Here is a 17,223-nt window from a genome sequence, read left to right as displayed (position 1 = left end):
GGCCGCAGGCATCAAAAAGGCGCCTTGCGGCGCCTTTTTTCATTCCCGCGTCAGTGCCCGCCCCCACGGCACCAGCTCGGGGTCATTGACCACGCGCAGCGTGGCCAGGCGGAAATCTTGCAGGATGGCAGAGCGGCTGCCGCTGGACGGATAGGCCAGCACGTATTCGTGCTTGGCCGGCGTCTGGAACGGCCGCGTCACCACGCCTTGCGTGGCCCACAGTTCGCTGGCAAACGGTTCCACGATCGATACCCCAAAGCCGTTGGCCACCATCGCATAGCGGGTGTGCGAGGCGTGGGTGCGGATGTTGTAGCGCGGGCTGACGCCGGCGTGTCCGAAGTACTTCTGCTCCTGGTTCTGGCTTAGCGGGTAGTTGGGCAGCCAGCCGATGATGGTTTCTTCGGCCAGGTCTTGCGGCGTGATGTAGTCGCGTTCGGCCAGCGGGTGGTCGGCCGGTAGTGCGCACAGCACGTCGGCCTCCAATAGCGGTTCCACCTCGATACCGGCGATGGCCGGAAAGGCCAGGCTGATGGCCACGTCCACTTTCAGATCCTGCAGCTTGACGGTGACTTCGGCGTTGCCGACGGTATCGATGCGTACCGGCACCTCGGGGCGCAGCTTGAAGAATTCTTTCAGGATCTGCGGCAGCAGGCTGGTAGACAGCACCGGCATGCAGGCGATGGCCAGACCTTCGTTTTCCTCGTTGCGGATGGTTTCCGCCACCTGGCGCAAGCGCTCCAGGCCCAGAAAGTTTTCTTCCACGGCGCGCTGGAAGCGGATGGCGGCGGTGGTGGGTTCCAGCCGGCCTTTGGCGCGGTTGAACAGGCGGAAGCCCAGGTCGTCTTCCAGATCGGCGATCAGCCGGCTGATCGCGGGCTGGGTGATGTGCATGCGGCGGGCGGCGGCCACCGTGGTGCCGCAGCTCATCAGGCAACGAAATGCCTCGATCTGGCGAAAACGAATCATTTTTATCTATCAACGTGCAAGGTTGGCCGCAAGCGGCAGTGCGCAGCAGCCTATAACAAAATCACATAGAACATCAATTTTACTCAGTGGATGTGATAAGAAAAGCTGTGAAATACTCAGCCGCGATCGGACAGGCACACTGTCCGACAGCTTGAGCTGCAGTCTGTCTACATCCGTTGCAACATCACGTCATAAAAAGGCGTGATCTGCATCAGGAAAGCGCCTAAAACACAACAAGCGCACTGCCTGGCTCATGCTTTGTGGTGAAAAATAACAAGCCGAGCTTGTTGTCGTTCTAGTGCGTTGCATAATGTATACGTCCGGGGCTAACACCGGCACGGCATTTGCATCACGAGACGTGCGATGCCCAGGCATCACTTCCATCAAAGTAGAAATAGGGAATAGAGAAACCATGCGAGTTGCCAAACATCTGCTGTTTGCAGCCGGCCTGACCGCCGCTGCCACCGCCGCTCACGCAGCCGGCACACTGATTTACTGCTCCGAAGCCAGCCCGGAAGGCTTCGACTCCGCCCAGTACACTGGTGGTTCCACCTTCGACGCTGCCGGCCACGCCATGTTCAACCGTCTGGTTGAATTCGAAAAAGGCTCCACCAAGACCATCCCGGGTCTGGCCGAGTCCTGGACCGTGTCCCCGGACGGCAAGGAATACACCTTCAAGCTGCGCAAGGGCGTGAAATTCCACACCACCGACTACTTCACCCCCAGCCGCGACTTCACCGCTGACGACGTGGTGTTCACCTTCGGCCGCATGACCGACAAGAACCACCCGTTCAACAAGGCTTACCCGGTTGAATTCCCGTACGCTTCCGATACCGGCCTGGACGGCAATATCGTGAAGGTAGAGAAAGTTGACGCCAACACCGTCAAATTCACCCTGAAAGACCCGGATGCCGACCTGCTGGCCAAGATCGCCATGCCGTTCGCGTCCATCCAGTCGGCCGAGTACGCTGACAAGCTGGTCAAAGAAGGCAAAGCTGCCCAGATCAACCAGCAGCCGGTAGGTACCGGCCCGTTCATTCTGGTGCGCTACCAGAAAGACGCGCAGATCCGCTACAAAGCCAACAAGCAGTACTGGAAAAAAGGCGATGTGAAAGTCGACAACCTGATTTTCGCCATCACCACTGACGCCTCGGTACGCGCCCAGAAGATGAAGGCTGGCGAGTGCCACATCATGTCCTATCCGAAGCCGCAGGACCTGCCGGCGATGAAGTCCGACCCGGCACTGAAAGTGACCACCGCTCCGGGCTTCAACATCGGCTACCTGGCTTACAACGTTGAAAAGCCGCAGCTGAAGAAACTGGAAGTGCGCCAGGCGCTGGACATGGCCATCAACCGCAAAGCCATCATCGATGCGGTATACCAAGGCCAGGGCCAGGAAGCGGCCAACCCGTTCCCGGCTTCGCTGTGGTCGTACAACAACAAGCTGCGTAACCCGGCAGTAGACGTGGCCAAGGCCAAGGCACTGCTGGCCAAGGCCGGCTACCCGAACGGCTTCGAAATCACCCTGTGGGCGATGCCGGTTCAGCGTCCGTACAACCCGAACGCCAAACTGATGGCCGAAATGATCCAGGCCGACTGGGCCAAGATCGGCGTGAAAGCCAAGATCACCACTTACGAGTGGGGCGAGTACCTGAAGCGCATGAAGAACGGCGAGCACGACACCGGCCTGATCGGCTGGACCGGCGACTACGCCAGCCCGGATAACTTCCTGGGCGTGCTGCTGACTTGCGAAGCCATCGGCGGTTCCAACTACGCGCGCTACTGCAGCAAGGATTTCGACGCTGCGGTACTGAAAGCCCGTAAGAGCACCGACGTGAAAGAGCGTACTGCGCTGTACCAGAAAGCCCAGGAAACCTTCAAGAAAGACCTGCCGTGGTCCACGATTGCCCACTCGACTGTGAACCAGCCGATGCGCAAGGAAGTGGACGGCTTCAAGATCAGCCCGTTCGGCGACTACTCGTTCGCGGGTGTCAGCGTCAAGTAAGCTGGTAGCACGGGGCTGCGGCCCCCTGTTGGGACAAGGAGGCTTCGGCCTCCTTGTTTGCTCACTGGCTGGCCGTTTATGCAAACGGGAATTTATCGATAGGTAGCGTTAGGACGGGTTGATCTGTATCAAGGCAGGGCAGGGCCGGGGCGCGTAAAGTGCGTTCTGCCGTGGCGGCCTTGTTGCTGGTATAGGTGGGTGGTTCAGTTGCAAGCTGCCCGGCACCCCTCGCTTCCCCTTCTGCTGTTGTCGTACTTCCCCGTTTGTCTGCGTTTCTGGCTGTACACGTCATGCCCCACAAGGGCGTGCACGGGAGACTCATTCAACATGTTTTCCTTCATTCTGCGCAGGCTGGGTGTACTCGTCCCCACCTTCTTCGGCATTACGCTGATTACGTTCGCACTGATCCGCATGATTCCTGGCGACCCCATCGAGGTCATGGTGGGCGAACGCTCGCTGGACCCGGTCATGCACGCTGCCGCCATGAAGCGACTGGGCCTGGACCAGCCGCTGTACGTGCAGTACTTCGATTACCTGTCCAAGCTGTTCCACGGTGACCTGGGCGCCTCGCTCAAGACCCAGGAAAGCGTATGGAAAGAATTCACCACCCTGTTCCCGGCCACGCTGGAGCTGGCGCTGTGCGCGCTGGTGTTCGCCACTGTGTTCGGGCTGCTGGCCGGGGTGATTGCCGCCATCAAGCGCGGCTCCATCTTCGACCACGGCGTGATGGGCTTGTCGCTCACCGGCTTCTCGATGCCCATTTTCGTGTGGGGCCTGTTGGCGGTGATGTTCTTCTCTGTGTACCTGGGCTGGACGCCGGTATCCGGCCGTATCGACCTGGCTTTTGACGTGGCGCCGCAAACCGGCTTCATGCTGATTGACGCTTGGCGTGCCCAGGTGGCAGACCCGGACATCAACGCCGGTGCCTTCAAGGACGCGGTGATGCACCTGATCCTGCCGACCGTGGTGCTGGGTACCATCCCGCTGGCCACCATCGCACGGATGACGCGTTCGTCGATGCTGGAAGTGCTGCGCGAAGACTACGTCCGTACTGCCCGCGCCAAAGGCCTGTCGCCGGCACGCGTGATCTTCATCCACACCCTGCGCAATGCGCTGATTCCGGTACTGACCGTGATCGGCCTGCAGGTGGGCACGCTGATGGGTGGCGCGGTGCTGACCGAAACCATCTTCTCGTGGCCCGGTATCGGCAAGTGGCTGATCGAGGCCATCGGCCGCCGCGACTACCCGGTGGTGCAGAACGGCATCCTGATCGTGGCTACGCTGGTGATCCTCACCAACTTCATCGTCGACATCCTGTACGGCATCGCCAACCCGCGTATCCGTCACGCCAAATAAGCAGGTAGCACTATGGCTAATGTGAATGTTTCGCCGCAAGTGGCGGCCAACGAGGATCCGGCGCTGAGCTATCCGTCCCCGCTGAAAGAGTTCTGGCTGAGCTTCCGCCAGAACAAGGGTGCGGTAGCCGGGCTGGTGTTCATGACCATCGTGATCTTCTGTGCGCTGTTTGCGCCGCTGATCTCCCCGCACGACCCGCTGGAACAGTACCGCGACCACCTGCTGACGCCGCCGGCGTGGGTAGCCGGCGGTAGCGCCCAGTTCCTGCTGGGCACCGACGAGCTGGGCCGCGACATCATGGCGCGCCTGTTCTACGGCGCGCAGATGTCGCTGCTGATCAGCCTGATCTCGGTGCTGCTGTCGCTGTTGCCTGGCGTGGTGCTGGGCCTGTTGGCCGCGTTTTTCCCCAAGGTGATGGGCGGCCTGATCATGCGCCTGATGGACATCATGATGGCGCTGCCGTCGCTGCTGCTGGCCATCGCCATCATGGCCATTCTGGGGCCGGGCTTGGTGAACGCGATGATCGCCATCGCCGTGGTGGGCCTGCCGGGCTACGTGCGCCTGACGCGCGCCTCGGCCATGACCGAGCTGAACCGCGACTACGTGACCGCCGCCCGCGTGTCGGGCGCCGGCCTGCTGCGCCTGATGTTCGTCACCGTGCTGCCCAACTGCATGGCGCCGCTGATCGTGCACGCCACCATGAGCTTCTCGGCTGCCATTCTGGAAATCTCGGCCTTGGGCTTCCTGGGCATGGGCGTACAGCCGCCGACGCCGGAGTGGGGCACCATGCTGTCCGGCGCCCGCGATTACATGACCAGCGCCTGGTGGGTGGTGCTGATGCCTGGCCTCACCATCCTGCTGGCCGTGCTGTCGATCAACCTGATGGGTGATGGCCTGCGTGACGCGCTGGACCCGAAGATGAAGCGCGCTGCGTAAGGGGAAATCATGAGTCTGCTAGAAATCAAGAACCTGTCGGTCGAGTTCGGCAATGCGGCCAACCCGTTCCGTGCGGTGGAAGGCCTGGACCTCACCGTCAACCAGGGCGAGATCGTCGGCATCGTCGGCGAATCCGGCTCCGGCAAATCCGTCACCATGATGGCGATGATGGGCCTGCTGGAAGGGCAGGGCCGCATTGTGGCCGACAAGCTGCAATTTGACGGTAAAGACCTGCTCACCATCACACCCAAGGCGCGTCGCCAGATCGTTGGCAAAGACATCGCCATGATCTTCCAGGACCCGATGACCTCGCTGAACCCCAGCTACACCGTGGGTTACCAGATCATGGAGGTGCTGAAGGTGCACCAGGGGCTGCGCGGTGCCGAGCTGAAAGCGCGGGCGCTGGAGCTGATGGAGCTGGTGGAGATTCCGGCGCCCAAGAGCCGGCTGGAAGCCTACCCGCACCAGCTGTCCGGCGGCATGAGCCAGCGCGTGATGATCGCCGTGGCACTGGCCTGTAACCCCAAGCTGCTGATCGCTGACGAACCCACCACCGCGCTGGACGTCACCATCCAGGCGCAGATCATGGACCTGCTGGTCAACCTGCAGAAAGAGCGCAATATGGCGCTGATCATGATTACCCACGATCTGGCCGTGATTGCCGAAGTGGCACACCGCGTGGCGGTGATGTACGCCGGCCAGGTGGCCGAAGAGGGCGTGGTGCCGCAGCTGTTCCGCCAGCCGGTGCACCCGTACACCCAGGCGCTGCTGTCGTCCATTCCCGAGCACAGCAAAGGCGCACACCGCCTGTCCACGCTGCCCGGCATCGTGCCCGGCCAGTACGACCGCCCGAAAGGCTGCCTGCTCAGCCCGCGCTGCCCGCACGTGCAGCAAGCCTGTCGTGACAGCCGCCCGTCCATTACCCCGCATCAGCACGGTGCCGTGCGCTGCTTCTACCCGCTGTTCGACAAGGAGGCCTCATGAGCCAGACCGTCATGCAGGCTCGCGATCTGACCCGTCACTACGAGGTGTCGCAGGGCTTTCTGAAACCCAAGGCCGTGGTGAAGGCGCTGAACGGCGTCTCGTTCGAACTGAAAGCCGGTAAAACGCTGGCCGTGGTGGGTGAATCCGGCTGCGGCAAGTCCACGCTGGCGCGCCAGCTGACGCTGATCGAAGCTCCCACCGCCGGTTCGCTGGTGCTGGACGGCGTCGATATCGCCAAGGCCAGCAAGGCCGAGCTGAAAGCGCTGCGCAGCAAGGTGCAGATGGTGTTCCAGAACCCGTACGCCTCGCTGAACCCGCGCCAGAAAATCGGCGACCAGCTGGGCGAGCCGCTGCTGATCAACACCACCCTCAACGCCAAGGAACGCGAAGAAAAAGTGCGTGCCATGATGCAGCGCGTCGGCCTGCGCCCGGAGCACTACTACCGCTACCCGCACATGTTCTCCGGCGGCCAGCGCCAGCGTATTGCCATCGCGCGCGCCATGATGCTGCAGCCGCAAATCGTGGTGGCCGACGAGCCGACCTCGGCGCTGGACGTGTCGATCCAGGCGCAGGTGCTGAACCTGTTCATGGACCTGCAGGACGAGTTCCAGACCGCCTACGTGTTCATCTCGCACAACCTGGCGGTGGTGGAACACGTGGCTGACGACCTGATGGTGATGTACCTGGGCCGCGCGGTGGAAGTGGGCACCAAGGAAGTGATCTACGACAAGCCGCTGCACCCGTACACGCAAGCGCTGCTGTCGGCTACGCCGTCGATTCACGAAGAAGACCGCCGCGTGAAGATCAAGATCCAGGGCGAGCTGCCCAGCCCGCTTAACCCGCCTACCGGTTGCGCCTTCCACAAGCGCTGCCCGTACGCCAGCGAGCGTTGCAGCAAGGACGTGCCCGAGCTGCGCACCGTACTGGGGCGTGAGGTAGCCTGCCACCACGCGGAAACCATCAACGCCTGATGCTGGCTGGTCTAAAATGCGCCGTAGTGGTGAAAAACACCGCTGCGGCGCTTTTTTCTGCACTGCAGCAATAAATGCCTTGTTTCACCGGCTTCAAGCAGGATACATTCCGCTATGCCTCATACCCACAAAGGAAAGCGCCAATTGAAGCGAGCTGTCTACGCCGGTAGTTTCGACCCGGTCACCAACGGTCATCTGTGGATGATCCGCGAAGCGGTCGAGCTGTTCGACGAACTGGTGGTCGCCATCGGCGTCAACCCGGAAAAGCGCTGTACCTTTTCGGTGGACGAGCGGCTGGACATGCTGCGTGCGGTGACGCGCGGTTTTTCCAAGCTGAAGGTAGAAGTGTTCGAAAACCAGTTTCTGGTGAACTACGCGCAAAGCATCGACGCCAACTACATCATTCGCGGCATCCGCACCGCCAGCGATTACGAGTACGAGCGCACCATGCGCTACATCAACTCCGACCTGCACGCCGACATCACCACCATCTTCCTGCTGCCGCCGCGCGAGTACGCCGAAGTATCGTCCACCATGGTCAAAGGCCTGATGGGCCCCAATGGCTGGGAACAGATGATCCGCCAGTACGTGCCGGAGCCGGTGTACCGCAAGCTGGTAAACTACTACCAGCAACAAGGCTGAGGCCTGCGGCCAACCCTGGCCATTCCGTATTTTGTCGCGCCGGACACGCTCCGGCGCGCTGCATTTCAGAGAGGTAAAACATGGTAGACGTATCGGCCTTTGCCGGCCGCCTGGCCAAGAACTTCAAGCATTACAGCAAGTGGGCACGCCGCAACGGCCTGGACGCCTGGCGTGTGTACGACCGCGACGTGCCGCAGTTTCCGCTGATCATCGACCTGTACGGCGAACGCATCCACCTGCAGGAATATGATACCGGCTGGCAGATCGAAGACGCCGACTACCAGGCCTGGATGGCCGCCGTGCAGCAGGTGATCACCGAGGTTACCGGTGTGCCGCTGTGGCAGATCTCGCTGAAAACCCGCCGCCGCCAGAAAGGCGAAAACCAGTACGAGAAAACCGGCCGCGAAGGCGAAGACTTCATCGTGGAAGAGCAAGGCCTGCGCTTCTGGGTCAACCTCGACGCCTACCTCGATACCGGCCTGTTTCTCGACCACCGCAACACCCGCCGCCGCGTGCGCGAAGAAGCCGCCGGCAAGCGTTTTCTGAACCTGTTTGCCTACACCGGCAGCTTTACCTGCTACGCCGCCAGCGGCGGTGCGGTATCCAGCGAGACGGTGGACCTGTCCAACACCTACCAGGCCTGGAGCCGCCGCAACTTCGAGCTCAACGGCCTGGACCTGGCCAAGCATGAGCTGATCCGCGACGACGTGTTCCAGTACCTGGAAGACGCCTGGGTAGCGGGCAAGCAGTTCGACCTGATCGTGATGGACCCGCCCAGCTTTTCCAACAGCAAGAAGATGATGGACGAGCTGGACGTGCAGCGCGACCAGCTGAAACTGGTGGACGGCGCCATGCGCCTGCTGGCGCCGGACGGCGTGCTGTACTTCAGCAATAACCTGCGCAGCTTCACGCTGGATGAACGACTGGTAGCCGACTATGCCGTGCGCGACATCAGCGCACAATCGGTGCCGGAAGACTTCCGCAACAAGAAAATTCACCAGTGCTGGCGCATTACCCACCGCGCCTGATACTACGCCTAGCTATCACGGTAAGGTTGGCCGCAGATGGACCGTTGCGGCCAACTTGATCAGAAGAACGCCGCTCGTAGGATGGGTGCAGCGCAGCGCAACCCATCGTGGTGCGTTGATGGATCGATGGGTGGCGGTGTCAGTGCCTACACCCATCCTACCCGTTGCGGCCAACCTGGCACATTCATCGTCGCACCGCAGCGCCCGCTATCACCTCGATAAAAAAATACCATCCCTTCGCGCTTGTATTCGGCGCCAAAGGTAGCCATCTTGCAGGCTATGGACGGCAGCGCCGTCGTTTAACCGATCAGGAAATCCTCATGAGCCATATCAACCTTACCGCCGATACCTTCAACGACTACGCCGAGCGTGAAGGCATCGTGATGCTGGACTTCTGGGCCGACTGGTGCGGCCCGTGCAAGATGTTCGGCCCGGTGTTCGAGGCGGCAGCGCAGAAGCACCCGGACATCGTGTTCGCCAAGATCGACACCGAAGCCGAGCGCGAACTGGCCGCGCATTTCCAGATCCGTTCCATCCCCACGCTGATGGCGCTGAAAGACGGCATCGTGGTGTTCCACCAGGCGGGTGCCATGATGGCCGGCCAGTTCGAGCAGCTGATCCAGGCCATCCGCGACCTGGACATGGACAAAGTGCGCGCCGAGATCGCCGCGCAGCAAGACTGAGCACCGGTGGCGGCGCGAACCTGCACCGCCGCAGCGGGTCTGAGCCTGATGCGGCCAACATGGCGCCGTGTCAGCCAGACCCGAGATCAACAAGGACAGTCATATCATGAAGCGAACCCTGTTTGCCCTGCTGTGGGCGGCGCCGCTGGCGGCGGTGGCGGCCTGTCCGCCGTTGCTGAATCACCAGGTGCCGGCACTGATGGGCGGCAAGCTCAACCTGTGCGAGTACAGCGGCAAGGCGGTAGTGGTGGTGAATACCGCCAGCGAATGCGGCTTTACCCCGCAGTACAAAACCCTGCAAAAGCTGTGGCAGGATTACCGCGCCAAAGGCCTGGTGGTGGTGGGCTTCCCCAGTGACGACTTCAACCAGGAGCTGGACAAAGATGCCGACGTGGCCAGCTTCTGCCAGAGCAATTACGGTGTCAGCTTTCCGATGTCCAGCCGGGTAAAAGTGCGCGGCAGCGACGCTCATCCGTTTTACCAAGCGCTGGCCGAGGCCAGCGGCACCACGCCGAAGTGGAATTTCTATAAGTATGTGATTTCGGCCGACGGCAAGACCGTCACCGCCTTCAGCTCCTTGACGCGGCCCGATTCGGCCGAGTTCCTGAAGGCCGTCGGCGCCGCCCTGCCGCGCTAGCCTTGCCTGGATAACAGGGCAGAAGCTGCCACAGTCAGCCAACTGTCATTTGCCTACCTGACCGGCGGTTCAGTACCATCTGAACTTGCCGGTTTTGCCATTGTCAGCCGGCTACCATCCTTACCATGCATTGCGGCGTCGTCGCACCCACATACCACCATGCTCAAGACTTTCCTGCCCCTGTCGGCACTGCTGTTGCTGGCCGCCTGTTCCACCGTGTCGCCACCATCGGGTTCCTCCGCCAGCAGCAACGTGCGCTATCAGCAAGCCCGTTTCAGCGACCTGCCCGATTGGGGCAACAGCATGGCGTCCCAGAGCCTGGAAGGCCTGCGCATCAGCTGCCGTACCCTGCAGGGCCGCCCGGCGTGGAAAGACATCTGTGCCGAAGCCGCCAGCCTGGACGCGGCCAACCTGCCGACGGTGACCCGCTTTTACGAAACCCGCTTTACGCCGTGGCAAATCAGCGAGCAGGGCAAGGACAGCGGCCTGATCACCGGTTACTTCGAGCCGCTGCTGGCTGGCGGCGTGCAACAGTCGGCGCAGACGCCGTACCCGGTATACGGCGTGCCGGCCGACTTGCGTGTGCTGGACGCCAGCGCGGCTCAGCTGGGTGCCGAGGTGGTGGTGGCCAAGCCCGCTGGCGGCAACCGCCTGCAAGTGGTGCCGGGCAAGACCCGCGCCGATGCCGGCGAGCTGCTGGTGTACCCGAAAGAATTCGTCATCGATAGCCGCACCCGCGCGCTGAAAGGCCGCATCGAGCAGGGCCGGCTGCGCCCGTACTACACCCGCGCCGAGATCAACGCCGGCAAGGGCGTCAACACCGCGCCGGTACTGGCCTGGGTGGAAAACGATACCGAGCTGTTCTTCCTGCAGGTGCAGGGCTCCGGCCGTATCCAGCTGGAAGACGGCCGCTATCTGCGGGCCGGTTACGCCGAGCAGAACGGCCACGGCTACAAGTCCATCGGCCGCTGGCTGGTGGATAACGGCCAGATGAAGCTGTCGGATGTGTCGATGCAAAGCATCAAGGAATGGATTGCGGCCAACCCTGGGCGCAAGGACGAGCTGTTCAACGCCAACCCCAGCTACGTGTTTTTCAAAACGCTGCCGGCCGACGACAACGGCCCGCTGGGCGCGCTGGGCGTGCCGCTGCTGGGCGGGTACAGCATTGCGGTTGACCCGCGCTACATTCCGCTGGGCGCGCCGGTGTACCTGTCTACCACTTGGCCGCTCGACGGCCCGGCCAAGCCGCTGAACCGCCTGGTGAACGCCCAGGACACCGGCGGCGCCATTCGTGGCGGCGTACGCGCCGACTTTTTCTTCGGCTTCGGCACCGAAGCCGGGCTGTACGCCGGCCGCATGAAACAAAGCGGCCGCTTGTGGCTGCTGTGGCCGCGTGGCCTGCAGCCGCAGGCCAACCCCTGATACCGATTGACTGACGCCGGCGCGGCACAGTTGGCCGCGCCAGACCAAGGACGAACCTGCCATGCATACATTGCATCGCGCCCCGCTGTGGCTGGCCTTGCTGGCCGCGACCGCGCTGGGCATTACTGCCTGCAGCAACAAGAATGCTGACGCTGCCGCGTCGGCCAGCAGCCCGGCCGCCGCCGCGCCCAGCCGCGCCCTGGCGCCGGCGGACCTGCTGCTGACCAAGGTGAGCGCGGTGGCCGAGCTGCTGCCGTTCACCGCCACGCTGAACCCGCTCAACAGCGCCGAAGTGGCCGCCGAGGCCGAAGGCCGCGTGCTGGAGGTGCTGGTGCGCGAGGGCGAAACGGTACAGAAAGGCCAGCTGCTGGCGCGCATCGACGGCGAAGCTTTGCGCCAGAACGTGCTGGAAATGCAGGCCCAGCTGACCAACGACGAAGCGCGGCTGAAGCTGGCGCGTCTCAAGCGCGACAAGCAGCGCGAGCTGTACCAGCAGGGCTTCATCTCCAAGCTGGCGTTCGATGAAATCGAAAACGACTACCAGATCCGCGAAGGCGAGTTGGCCGCTCGCCGTAGTCAGCTGGCCCGCGCCAGGAAGAGCCTGGGCGAAACCGAAGTACGCGCGCCGATGGCCGGTACCGTGTACGCCCGCCGTACCCAGCCGGGTGAGCAGGCCAGCAAGAACCAGAAGCTGTTCGCCATTGCCGATCTGTCGGTACTGGAAGGCAGTGCCAGCATTCCGGCGCGGCTGGTGTCGCGCTTGCAGCCCGGCCAGCAAGCCCGCTTCCAGGTGGAAGGCCAGGACGGCGAGTTCCGTGGCGAGCTGGTACGCATCAACCCGGTTGCTGCCAGCGCTACCCGTACCTTCAATGCCTACATCCGCGTGGCCAACGCCGACGGCCGCCTGAAAGCCGGCCAGTTTGCCAAGGGCGGCATCGTGCTGCGCGAAGTGACCGACGCCATCGCCGTGCCGCAGGCCGCGGTGCAGCAGGCCGACAGCGCCAACCCGTGGCTGCTGCTGGTGCAGAACGGCAAACTGGTGAAGCAGCCGGTGACGGTGGTGCTGCGTTCCGATACCGACCGCCGCTTCGCGGTACAGGGGGTGGCCGCTGGCCAGACCGTGTTGGCCGCGGCCTTGCTGGGCATGAAGCCGGGTGACGCCGTCACCCTGCCCAAGCCTTGAGGAGTAACCCGCTATGTGGCTGACCCGTGTCAGTGTGCAAAACCCGTACTTCGCCGCCGTACTGATGCTGTTGCTGACGGTGCTGGGCCTGTTTGCCTGGCGCAATCTGCCGGTGGAGGAGTTTCCCGATATCCGCTTCCCGGTGGCCGTGGTTTCCACCAGCTATCAGGGCGCGTCGCCCGAGGTGGTGGAAAGTGACGTCACCCGCCCCATCGAAGAAGCGGTGAATACCATCAACGGCGTCAAGCACATCCGCTCCTATTCGTTTGAAGGCAGCTCGGTGGTGGTGGTGGAGTTCGAACTGTCCACTGACGCCGCGCAGGGCTTGCAGGAAGTGCGCGACAAGGTGGGCGCGGTGCAGGGCAGCCTGCGGCGCGAGGTGGATACCCCCACCATTTCGCAGATGAACCCCAACGACGACCCGTTGATGTCGTACACGCTCAGCTCTGCGCAGAGCAGCCAGCGCGAGCTGTCCACCTGGGCCGACAACGTGCTGAAGAAGCGTTTGCAGACGGTGGCCGGCGTGGGCGAGGTGAAGCTGGTGGGCAGCAGCAAGCGCGAAGTGCGTGTCAATCTGGACCCGTACCGGCTGGAGGCGCTGGGACTGTCGGTAAGCGAGGTATCGGACGCTATTGCGGCGGCCAACCGTGACTACCCGGCGGGCCAGGTCAGCACCCAGAGTAACGAACTGGCGGTGCGCGTGGCCGGCAAGCTCAAGACGATAGATGACTTCCGCAACCTGGTGATTGCCAGCCGGGACGGCCGCGACATCCGCCTGTCTGACCTGGCCACGGTAGAAGACAGTGAAGCTGAGCGCAACAGCGTGACGCTGATCGACGGCAAGCCGGGGGTGGGGCTGGACATCCGCGCCGCGCGTGGCGCCAATGTGGTGAAAGTGGCCGAGGGCGTCAAACGCATCATCGACGAATACCGCAGTCAGGCGCCGGCCGGCACCGAGTTGCGGCTCACGTACGACAAGTCGGAAGACGTGAAGGGTTCGCTGCACGAAGTACAAAAAACGCTGATCGAAGGCGCCGTGCTGACGGTGCTGATCGTGTTCCTGTTCCTGGGCAGCTGGCGCAGTACGGTGATTACCGGGCTGACGCTGCCGATTTCGATGATCGGCACCCTGTTTGCCATCCAGGCGATGGGCTTCACCCTCAATATGATGACGCTGATGGCACTGTCGCTATCGGTGGGCCTGCTGATCGACGACGCCATCGTGGTGCGCGAGAACATCGTGCGCCACGCCAACCTGGGCAAGACCCACTTCCAGGCGGCGCTGGACGGCACCAACGAGATCGGCCTAGCGGTGCTGGCCACCACGCTGACCATCGTGGCGGTGTTCCTGCCGGTGGGCTTCATGGGCGGCATCATCGGCAAGTTCTTCCACCAGTTCGGCCTGGCCGTGACGGTGGCGGTGCTGATCTCGCTGCTGGTGTCGTTTACGCTGGACCCGATGCTGTCGTCGATCTGGCACGACCCGCATCACCACGGCGACAAGCACCGCGGCCCGGTCGGTCGCCTGCTGGACTGGTTCGAGGCGTCGCTGGACCGGCTGGCCGAACGCTACGTGGGCGCCATCCGCTGGGCGCTGGGGCACCGCAAAACGGTGGTGGCCAGCGCACTGGCAATGACGGTGGGCAGCTTCATGCTGGTGCCGGTCATCGGTGGCGAATTCATGCCGGCGGCCGACAAGGGCGAGTTCCGGCTGACCTTCAAAACCGCGGCCGGCTCCTCGCTGGACTACACCGAGGCCAAGGCGCGCGAGGTGGAGGCCCGCATCCGTGCCGTGATGCCGGAAGTGAAAACCATCGACAGCAAGATCGGCGGCGGCAGCTTTGGCGCCGGTCGCAACGAGGCCCGGCTGAGCATCAATGTGGGCGACAAGCAGCAGCGCGAGCGTACGCTGTTCACGCTGATGCCGCTGGCCCGCCAGGCCGCATTGCAGGTAGCCGGCATCGAGGTGGACTCGGTGGAGGAAACCGGCCAGCACGGCCCGCCGGGCAAGCCGGTGAACCTGGGCGTGCGTGGCAGCGACTTGCAGCAGCTGCAGCAGGCGACCGACCAGCTGATGGCCGCGCTGCGCCAGGTGAAAGGCGTCAGCGACGTGGCGTCCAGCCTGAGCGACGCCGACCCGGCGCTGAACGTGCAGCTGCAACGCGATGCTGCGGCCAACCTGGGGGTGGACCTGGCCCGCGTTGGCACTACGCTGTCGGTGCTGCTGGGTGGCAGTACCGCCACCACCTGGGAGGCACCGGACGGCGAAAACTACAGCGTGCGGCTGCAGGTTCCGCGTGACGAACGCGCCGCCGAGCTGCTGGACGTGCTGACGGTACCGGGCAAGCGCGCCGACGGTGGCGAGGCGCAGATGGTGCCGCTGTCGCAGGTGGCGGCGATCAGCCCGGCCACCAGCCCGCGCCAGATCGAGCGCACCGACCTGATGCGCGAGATCAGCATTACCGCCAATATCAGCGGCCGCAGTTCGGGCGAGGTGTTTGCCGACGTGGACAAGCTACTGAAGCAGCTGAAGTTGCCGCCGGGCGTGGTGCTGTCGCAGCAGGGCGAGCGCCAGGACATGCAGGAGTCGCTGGGCTACGCGGTGCAGGCGCTGGCGATGGGGGTGATCTTCATCTACATGATTCTGGCAGCGCAGTTCCGCAGCTTCACCCTGCCCATCACCATCATGGTGGCGCTGCCGCTGGCCTTTGTCGGCGTGTTCGTGGCGCTGTTGGCGTTCGGCTCCACGCTGAATATGTTCTCGGTGATCGGCATCATCATGCTGATGGGTCTGGCGTCGAAAAACGGCATTCTGCTGGTGGACTTCATCAACCAGAGCCGGCGCGAGGGCATGTCGCGGCTGGACGCTATCGTGGAGGCGGGCCGCGTGCGGCTGCGCCCGATCATGATGACCAGCCTGGCGATGATTTTCGGCATGCTGCCGCTGGCGCTGGCCAGCGGTGCCGGGTCGGAGACGCAGCGGCCGATGGCGCACGCCATCATCGGCGGCATGATTACCTCGACGGTGCTGACGCTGATCGTGGTGCCGGTGGTGTACACCTGTATGGACGGGCTGCGCAGCCGTATCCGCCGCTTGCTGGCCAGACTGAGCGGGCAGCAGGTAGCGCAGGCGCACGACTGAGGACGCAGGGTGCCCGCATGACACAAGGCCCGGCTGCGATAGCAGCCGGGCCTTGTGCTGTGTGCCTGCGGCCAACCCCTGCCGCCAAGGCGCTATCAGTCGTCTTCGGACGAATACTTGCTGGCGTTCTTCAGTAACTGCTGGGTTTGTGCCGGCGCCGACGTGCAGTAGCTGGCGCGGAAGATCTTGCCGTCGTCACCGCTGGGGCGCCACGGGCGGCCCACGGTCTGCACCTGGGTCACGCCAAAACGGGCCAGATCTTCCAGCGTGTAATCGAAACCGTGCGTGTCCGGGTGCGCCTCGCGCAAGGCTTCATGTTGGCCGCACACCGTCAGCAGCGGGTCGACACCGATCATGCGGAAGTAAGCCGCTTCGCGCTGCAGCATCCATTCGTGATCTTCCAGCGCCGCCAGTTTCTCGTCCGGCTTGGCGTAGAGCTTATCGATGCGCGCGTGCCAGTCCGGTTGCAGCATGCCGCCGTGCCACAGCAGGCGGCTGTTGGGCAGCAGGAACTTGCGCTTGCCGGCAGGGAAAATGTAGTTAGCGCACGAAGACGCGCACTCGCCAAAAATGCGCACGTCCAGCTGTTGCTTGTATACCAGGGTGCCCAGGCGGATGCCGTCGTACAGGCTGCCGCCCTGGCTGGAGATGTCCAGCGTGTCGGGTTTGGGGTTGGCCGCCTTGTACAGCGCCAGCGCCTCGTCGACGGTGGCCGCCTTGATCTTGCCGTTGTAGATCAGGCGTTTGCCGTCGGCAGACAGCTGCACGCGGGCGCGGTCGGCTTCTTCGCGGGCCTTGTTGCTGGCGCAGCCAGCCAGGCCAAGCAGGATGATGAGGGAAAGCGGGAGCAGTGTCGGGTAGCGCATGAGCATGGCAATCAGTTTATTGCCATTTTGCGTGTAAAGCGCCGGCTTGCAAAGCCGGCCTGCGGGGCAGGCCGGCGACGGGGGCTTACTGTTTGACGTAGACCACCTGGGCTGGCATCGGTGCCGGGAAGTCCTGGCTGCCTAGCGTGTCGCGAATGGCCTTGTTGGTGTCGAAGTACACCTGCCAGTAGTGGTCGTTATGGCAGTACGGACGGACGGCCAGTACCGGGCCGACCAGGTTGAACTCGAGGATTTCCACCTCGACACCCGGATCGGCCAGCACATTGGGTACACCGCTGATGTGCGCCTTCAGTGCCGCCACGGCAGGGCTTTGTTGCACAAATCAGCTGCAGGTCGAGCTACCCCAATCCCCGGGCAGATCTATCCCATGCGGACCGTTTG

General features: G+C 63.2%; 15 protein-coding genes. 12 read left to right on the top strand and 3 right to left on the bottom strand.

Features of this window, described 5'->3' with window-relative positions; all coding sequences use genetic code 11:
• Window positions 1–39 precede the first annotated feature (39 nt).
• Window positions 40–966 carry a LysR substrate-binding domain-containing protein gene (locus FLQ03_RS03360; RefSeq protein WP_144372911.1) on the bottom strand — a complete coding sequence of 309 codons (927 nt, stop codon included), beginning with the start codon at window positions 964–966 and terminating at the stop codon, window positions 40–42.
• A 412-nt stretch (window positions 967–1,378) separates the two neighbouring features.
• Here FLQ03_RS03360 and FLQ03_RS03355 point away from each other — a divergent pair, with 412 nt between their 5' ends.
• The 12 genes from FLQ03_RS03355 to FLQ03_RS03300 all read left to right on the top strand — a co-directional run bounded on the left by FLQ03_RS03355 (window position 1,379) and on the right by FLQ03_RS03300 (window position 15,955).
• Window positions 1,379–2,971: an ABC transporter substrate-binding protein gene (locus FLQ03_RS03355; RefSeq protein WP_144372909.1), complete on the top strand. Its 1,593-nt coding sequence runs from the start codon at window positions 1,379–1,381 to the stop codon at window positions 2,969–2,971.
• A 327-nt stretch (window positions 2,972–3,298) separates the two neighbouring features.
• Window positions 3,299–4,327, top strand: coding sequence for an ABC transporter permease subunit (locus tag FLQ03_RS03350; protein WP_144372907.1), 1,029 nt, complete (start codon window positions 3,299–3,301; stop codon window positions 4,325–4,327).
• Between the two features lie 12 nt (window positions 4,328–4,339).
• Window positions 4,340–5,263, top strand: coding sequence for an ABC transporter permease subunit (locus FLQ03_RS03345; protein WP_144372905.1), 924 nt, complete (start codon window positions 4,340–4,342; stop codon window positions 5,261–5,263).
• A 9-nt stretch (window positions 5,264–5,272) separates the two neighbouring features.
• Window positions 5,273–6,247 (top strand): ABC transporter ATP-binding protein, encoded by a 975-nt coding sequence (locus tag FLQ03_RS03340; protein ID WP_144372903.1) that lies wholly within the window; start codon window positions 5,273–5,275, stop codon window positions 6,245–6,247.
• The gene (locus FLQ03_RS03335; protein ID WP_144372901.1) at window positions 6,244–7,218 is read left to right on the top strand and encodes a peptide ABC transporter ATP-binding protein; all 975 of its coding nucleotides are present in this window, start codon (window positions 6,244–6,246) and stop codon (window positions 7,216–7,218) included. The genes FLQ03_RS03340 and FLQ03_RS03335 overlap by 4 nt, the downstream gene beginning before the upstream one ends.
• A gap of 114 nt (window positions 7,219–7,332) precedes the next feature.
• A complete protein-coding gene (gene coaD / locus FLQ03_RS03330) occupies window positions 7,333–7,860 on the top strand; it encodes a pantetheine-phosphate adenylyltransferase (protein ID WP_144372899.1) in 528 nt (175 codons plus the stop codon).
• Window positions 7,861–7,940: 80 nt separating this feature from the next.
• A complete protein-coding gene (locus FLQ03_RS03325) occupies window positions 7,941–8,888 on the top strand; it encodes a class I SAM-dependent methyltransferase (protein WP_144372898.1) in 948 nt (315 codons plus the stop codon).
• 320 nt (window positions 8,889–9,208) lie between these two features.
• Window positions 9,209–9,571, top strand: coding sequence for a thioredoxin (gene trxA, locus FLQ03_RS03320; protein ID WP_144372897.1), 363 nt, complete (start codon window positions 9,209–9,211; stop codon window positions 9,569–9,571).
• 106 nt (window positions 9,572–9,677) lie between these two features.
• Entirely contained in the window at window positions 9,678–10,208 is a 531-nt protein-coding gene (locus tag FLQ03_RS03315; RefSeq protein WP_144372896.1) for a glutathione peroxidase, read from the top strand.
• A 159-nt stretch (window positions 10,209–10,367) separates the two neighbouring features.
• On the top strand, window positions 10,368–11,630 hold the full coding sequence (mltA, locus tag FLQ03_RS03310) for a murein transglycosylase A (RefSeq protein WP_144372895.1): 1,263 nt from the start codon (window positions 10,368–10,370) through the stop codon (window positions 11,628–11,630).
• A 61-nt stretch (window positions 11,631–11,691) separates the two neighbouring features.
• Window positions 11,692–12,813: an efflux RND transporter periplasmic adaptor subunit gene (locus FLQ03_RS03305; RefSeq protein ID WP_144372894.1), complete on the top strand. Its 1,122-nt coding sequence runs from the start codon at window positions 11,692–11,694 to the stop codon at window positions 12,811–12,813.
• 13 nt (window positions 12,814–12,826) lie between these two features.
• Window positions 12,827–15,955: an efflux RND transporter permease subunit gene (locus tag FLQ03_RS03300; RefSeq protein ID WP_144372893.1), complete on the top strand. Its 3,129-nt coding sequence runs from the start codon at window positions 12,827–12,829 to the stop codon at window positions 15,953–15,955.
• Between the two features lie 95 nt (window positions 15,956–16,050).
• On the opposite strand, the gene FLQ03_RS03295 is transcribed toward FLQ03_RS03300, so the two are convergent.
• Together FLQ03_RS03295 and FLQ03_RS03290 are read right to left on the bottom strand one after the other, a co-directional pair.
• The gene (locus FLQ03_RS03295; protein WP_144372892.1) at window positions 16,051–16,827 is read right to left on the bottom strand and encodes a hypothetical protein; all 777 of its coding nucleotides are present in this window, start codon (window positions 16,825–16,827) and stop codon (window positions 16,051–16,053) included.
• 79 nt (window positions 16,828–16,906) lie between these two features.
• Window positions 16,907–17,161 carry a mechanosensitive ion channel family protein gene (locus FLQ03_RS03290; RefSeq protein WP_206210843.1) on the bottom strand — a complete coding sequence of 85 codons (255 nt, stop codon included), beginning with the start codon at window positions 17,159–17,161 and terminating at the stop codon, window positions 16,907–16,909.
• Window positions 17,162–17,223: the final 62 nt, after the last annotated feature.

This window comes from Vogesella urethralis (assembly GCF_007644045.2).
Lineage (GTDB): Bacteria > Pseudomonadota > Gammaproteobacteria > Burkholderiales > Chromobacteriaceae > Vogesella > Vogesella urethralis.
Note: the sequence above shows the minus strand (reverse complement) of the source record. Positions and strands in the feature narration are given on the sequence as shown.

Bases quoted from the DNA above. Each gene is read 5' to 3' on its own strand.
- FLQ03_RS03360 (WP_144372911.1), bottom strand. From the start codon at position 966: ATGATTCGTTTTCGCCAGATCGAGGCATTTCGTTGCCTGATGAGCTGC.
- FLQ03_RS03355 (WP_144372909.1), top strand. From the start codon at position 1,379: ATGCGAGTTGCCAAACATCTGCTGTTTGCAGCCGGCCTGACCGCCGCT.
- FLQ03_RS03350 (WP_144372907.1), top strand. From the start codon at position 3,299: ATGTTTTCCTTCATTCTGCGCAGGCTGGGTGTACTCGTCCCCACCTTC.
- FLQ03_RS03345 (WP_144372905.1), top strand. From the start codon at position 4,340: ATGGCTAATGTGAATGTTTCGCCGCAAGTGGCGGCCAACGAGGATCCG.
- FLQ03_RS03340 (WP_144372903.1), top strand. From the start codon at position 5,273: ATGAGTCTGCTAGAAATCAAGAACCTGTCGGTCGAGTTCGGCAATGCG.
- FLQ03_RS03335 (WP_144372901.1), top strand. From the start codon at position 6,244: ATGAGCCAGACCGTCATGCAGGCTCGCGATCTGACCCGTCACTACGAG.
- coaD (WP_144372899.1), top strand. From the start codon at position 7,333: ATGCCTCATACCCACAAAGGAAAGCGCCAATTGAAGCGAGCTGTCTAC.
- FLQ03_RS03325 (WP_144372898.1), top strand. From the start codon at position 7,941: ATGGTAGACGTATCGGCCTTTGCCGGCCGCCTGGCCAAGAACTTCAAG.
- trxA (WP_144372897.1), top strand. From the start codon at position 9,209: ATGAGCCATATCAACCTTACCGCCGATACCTTCAACGACTACGCCGAG.
- FLQ03_RS03315 (WP_144372896.1), top strand. From the start codon at position 9,678: ATGAAGCGAACCCTGTTTGCCCTGCTGTGGGCGGCGCCGCTGGCGGCG.
- mltA (WP_144372895.1), top strand. From the start codon at position 10,368: ATGCTCAAGACTTTCCTGCCCCTGTCGGCACTGCTGTTGCTGGCCGCC.
- FLQ03_RS03305 (WP_144372894.1), top strand. From the start codon at position 11,692: ATGCATACATTGCATCGCGCCCCGCTGTGGCTGGCCTTGCTGGCCGCG.
- FLQ03_RS03300 (WP_144372893.1), top strand. From the start codon at position 12,827: ATGTGGCTGACCCGTGTCAGTGTGCAAAACCCGTACTTCGCCGCCGTA.
- FLQ03_RS03295 (WP_144372892.1), bottom strand. From the start codon at position 16,827: ATGCTCATGCGCTACCCGACACTGCTCCCGCTTTCCCTCATCATCCTG.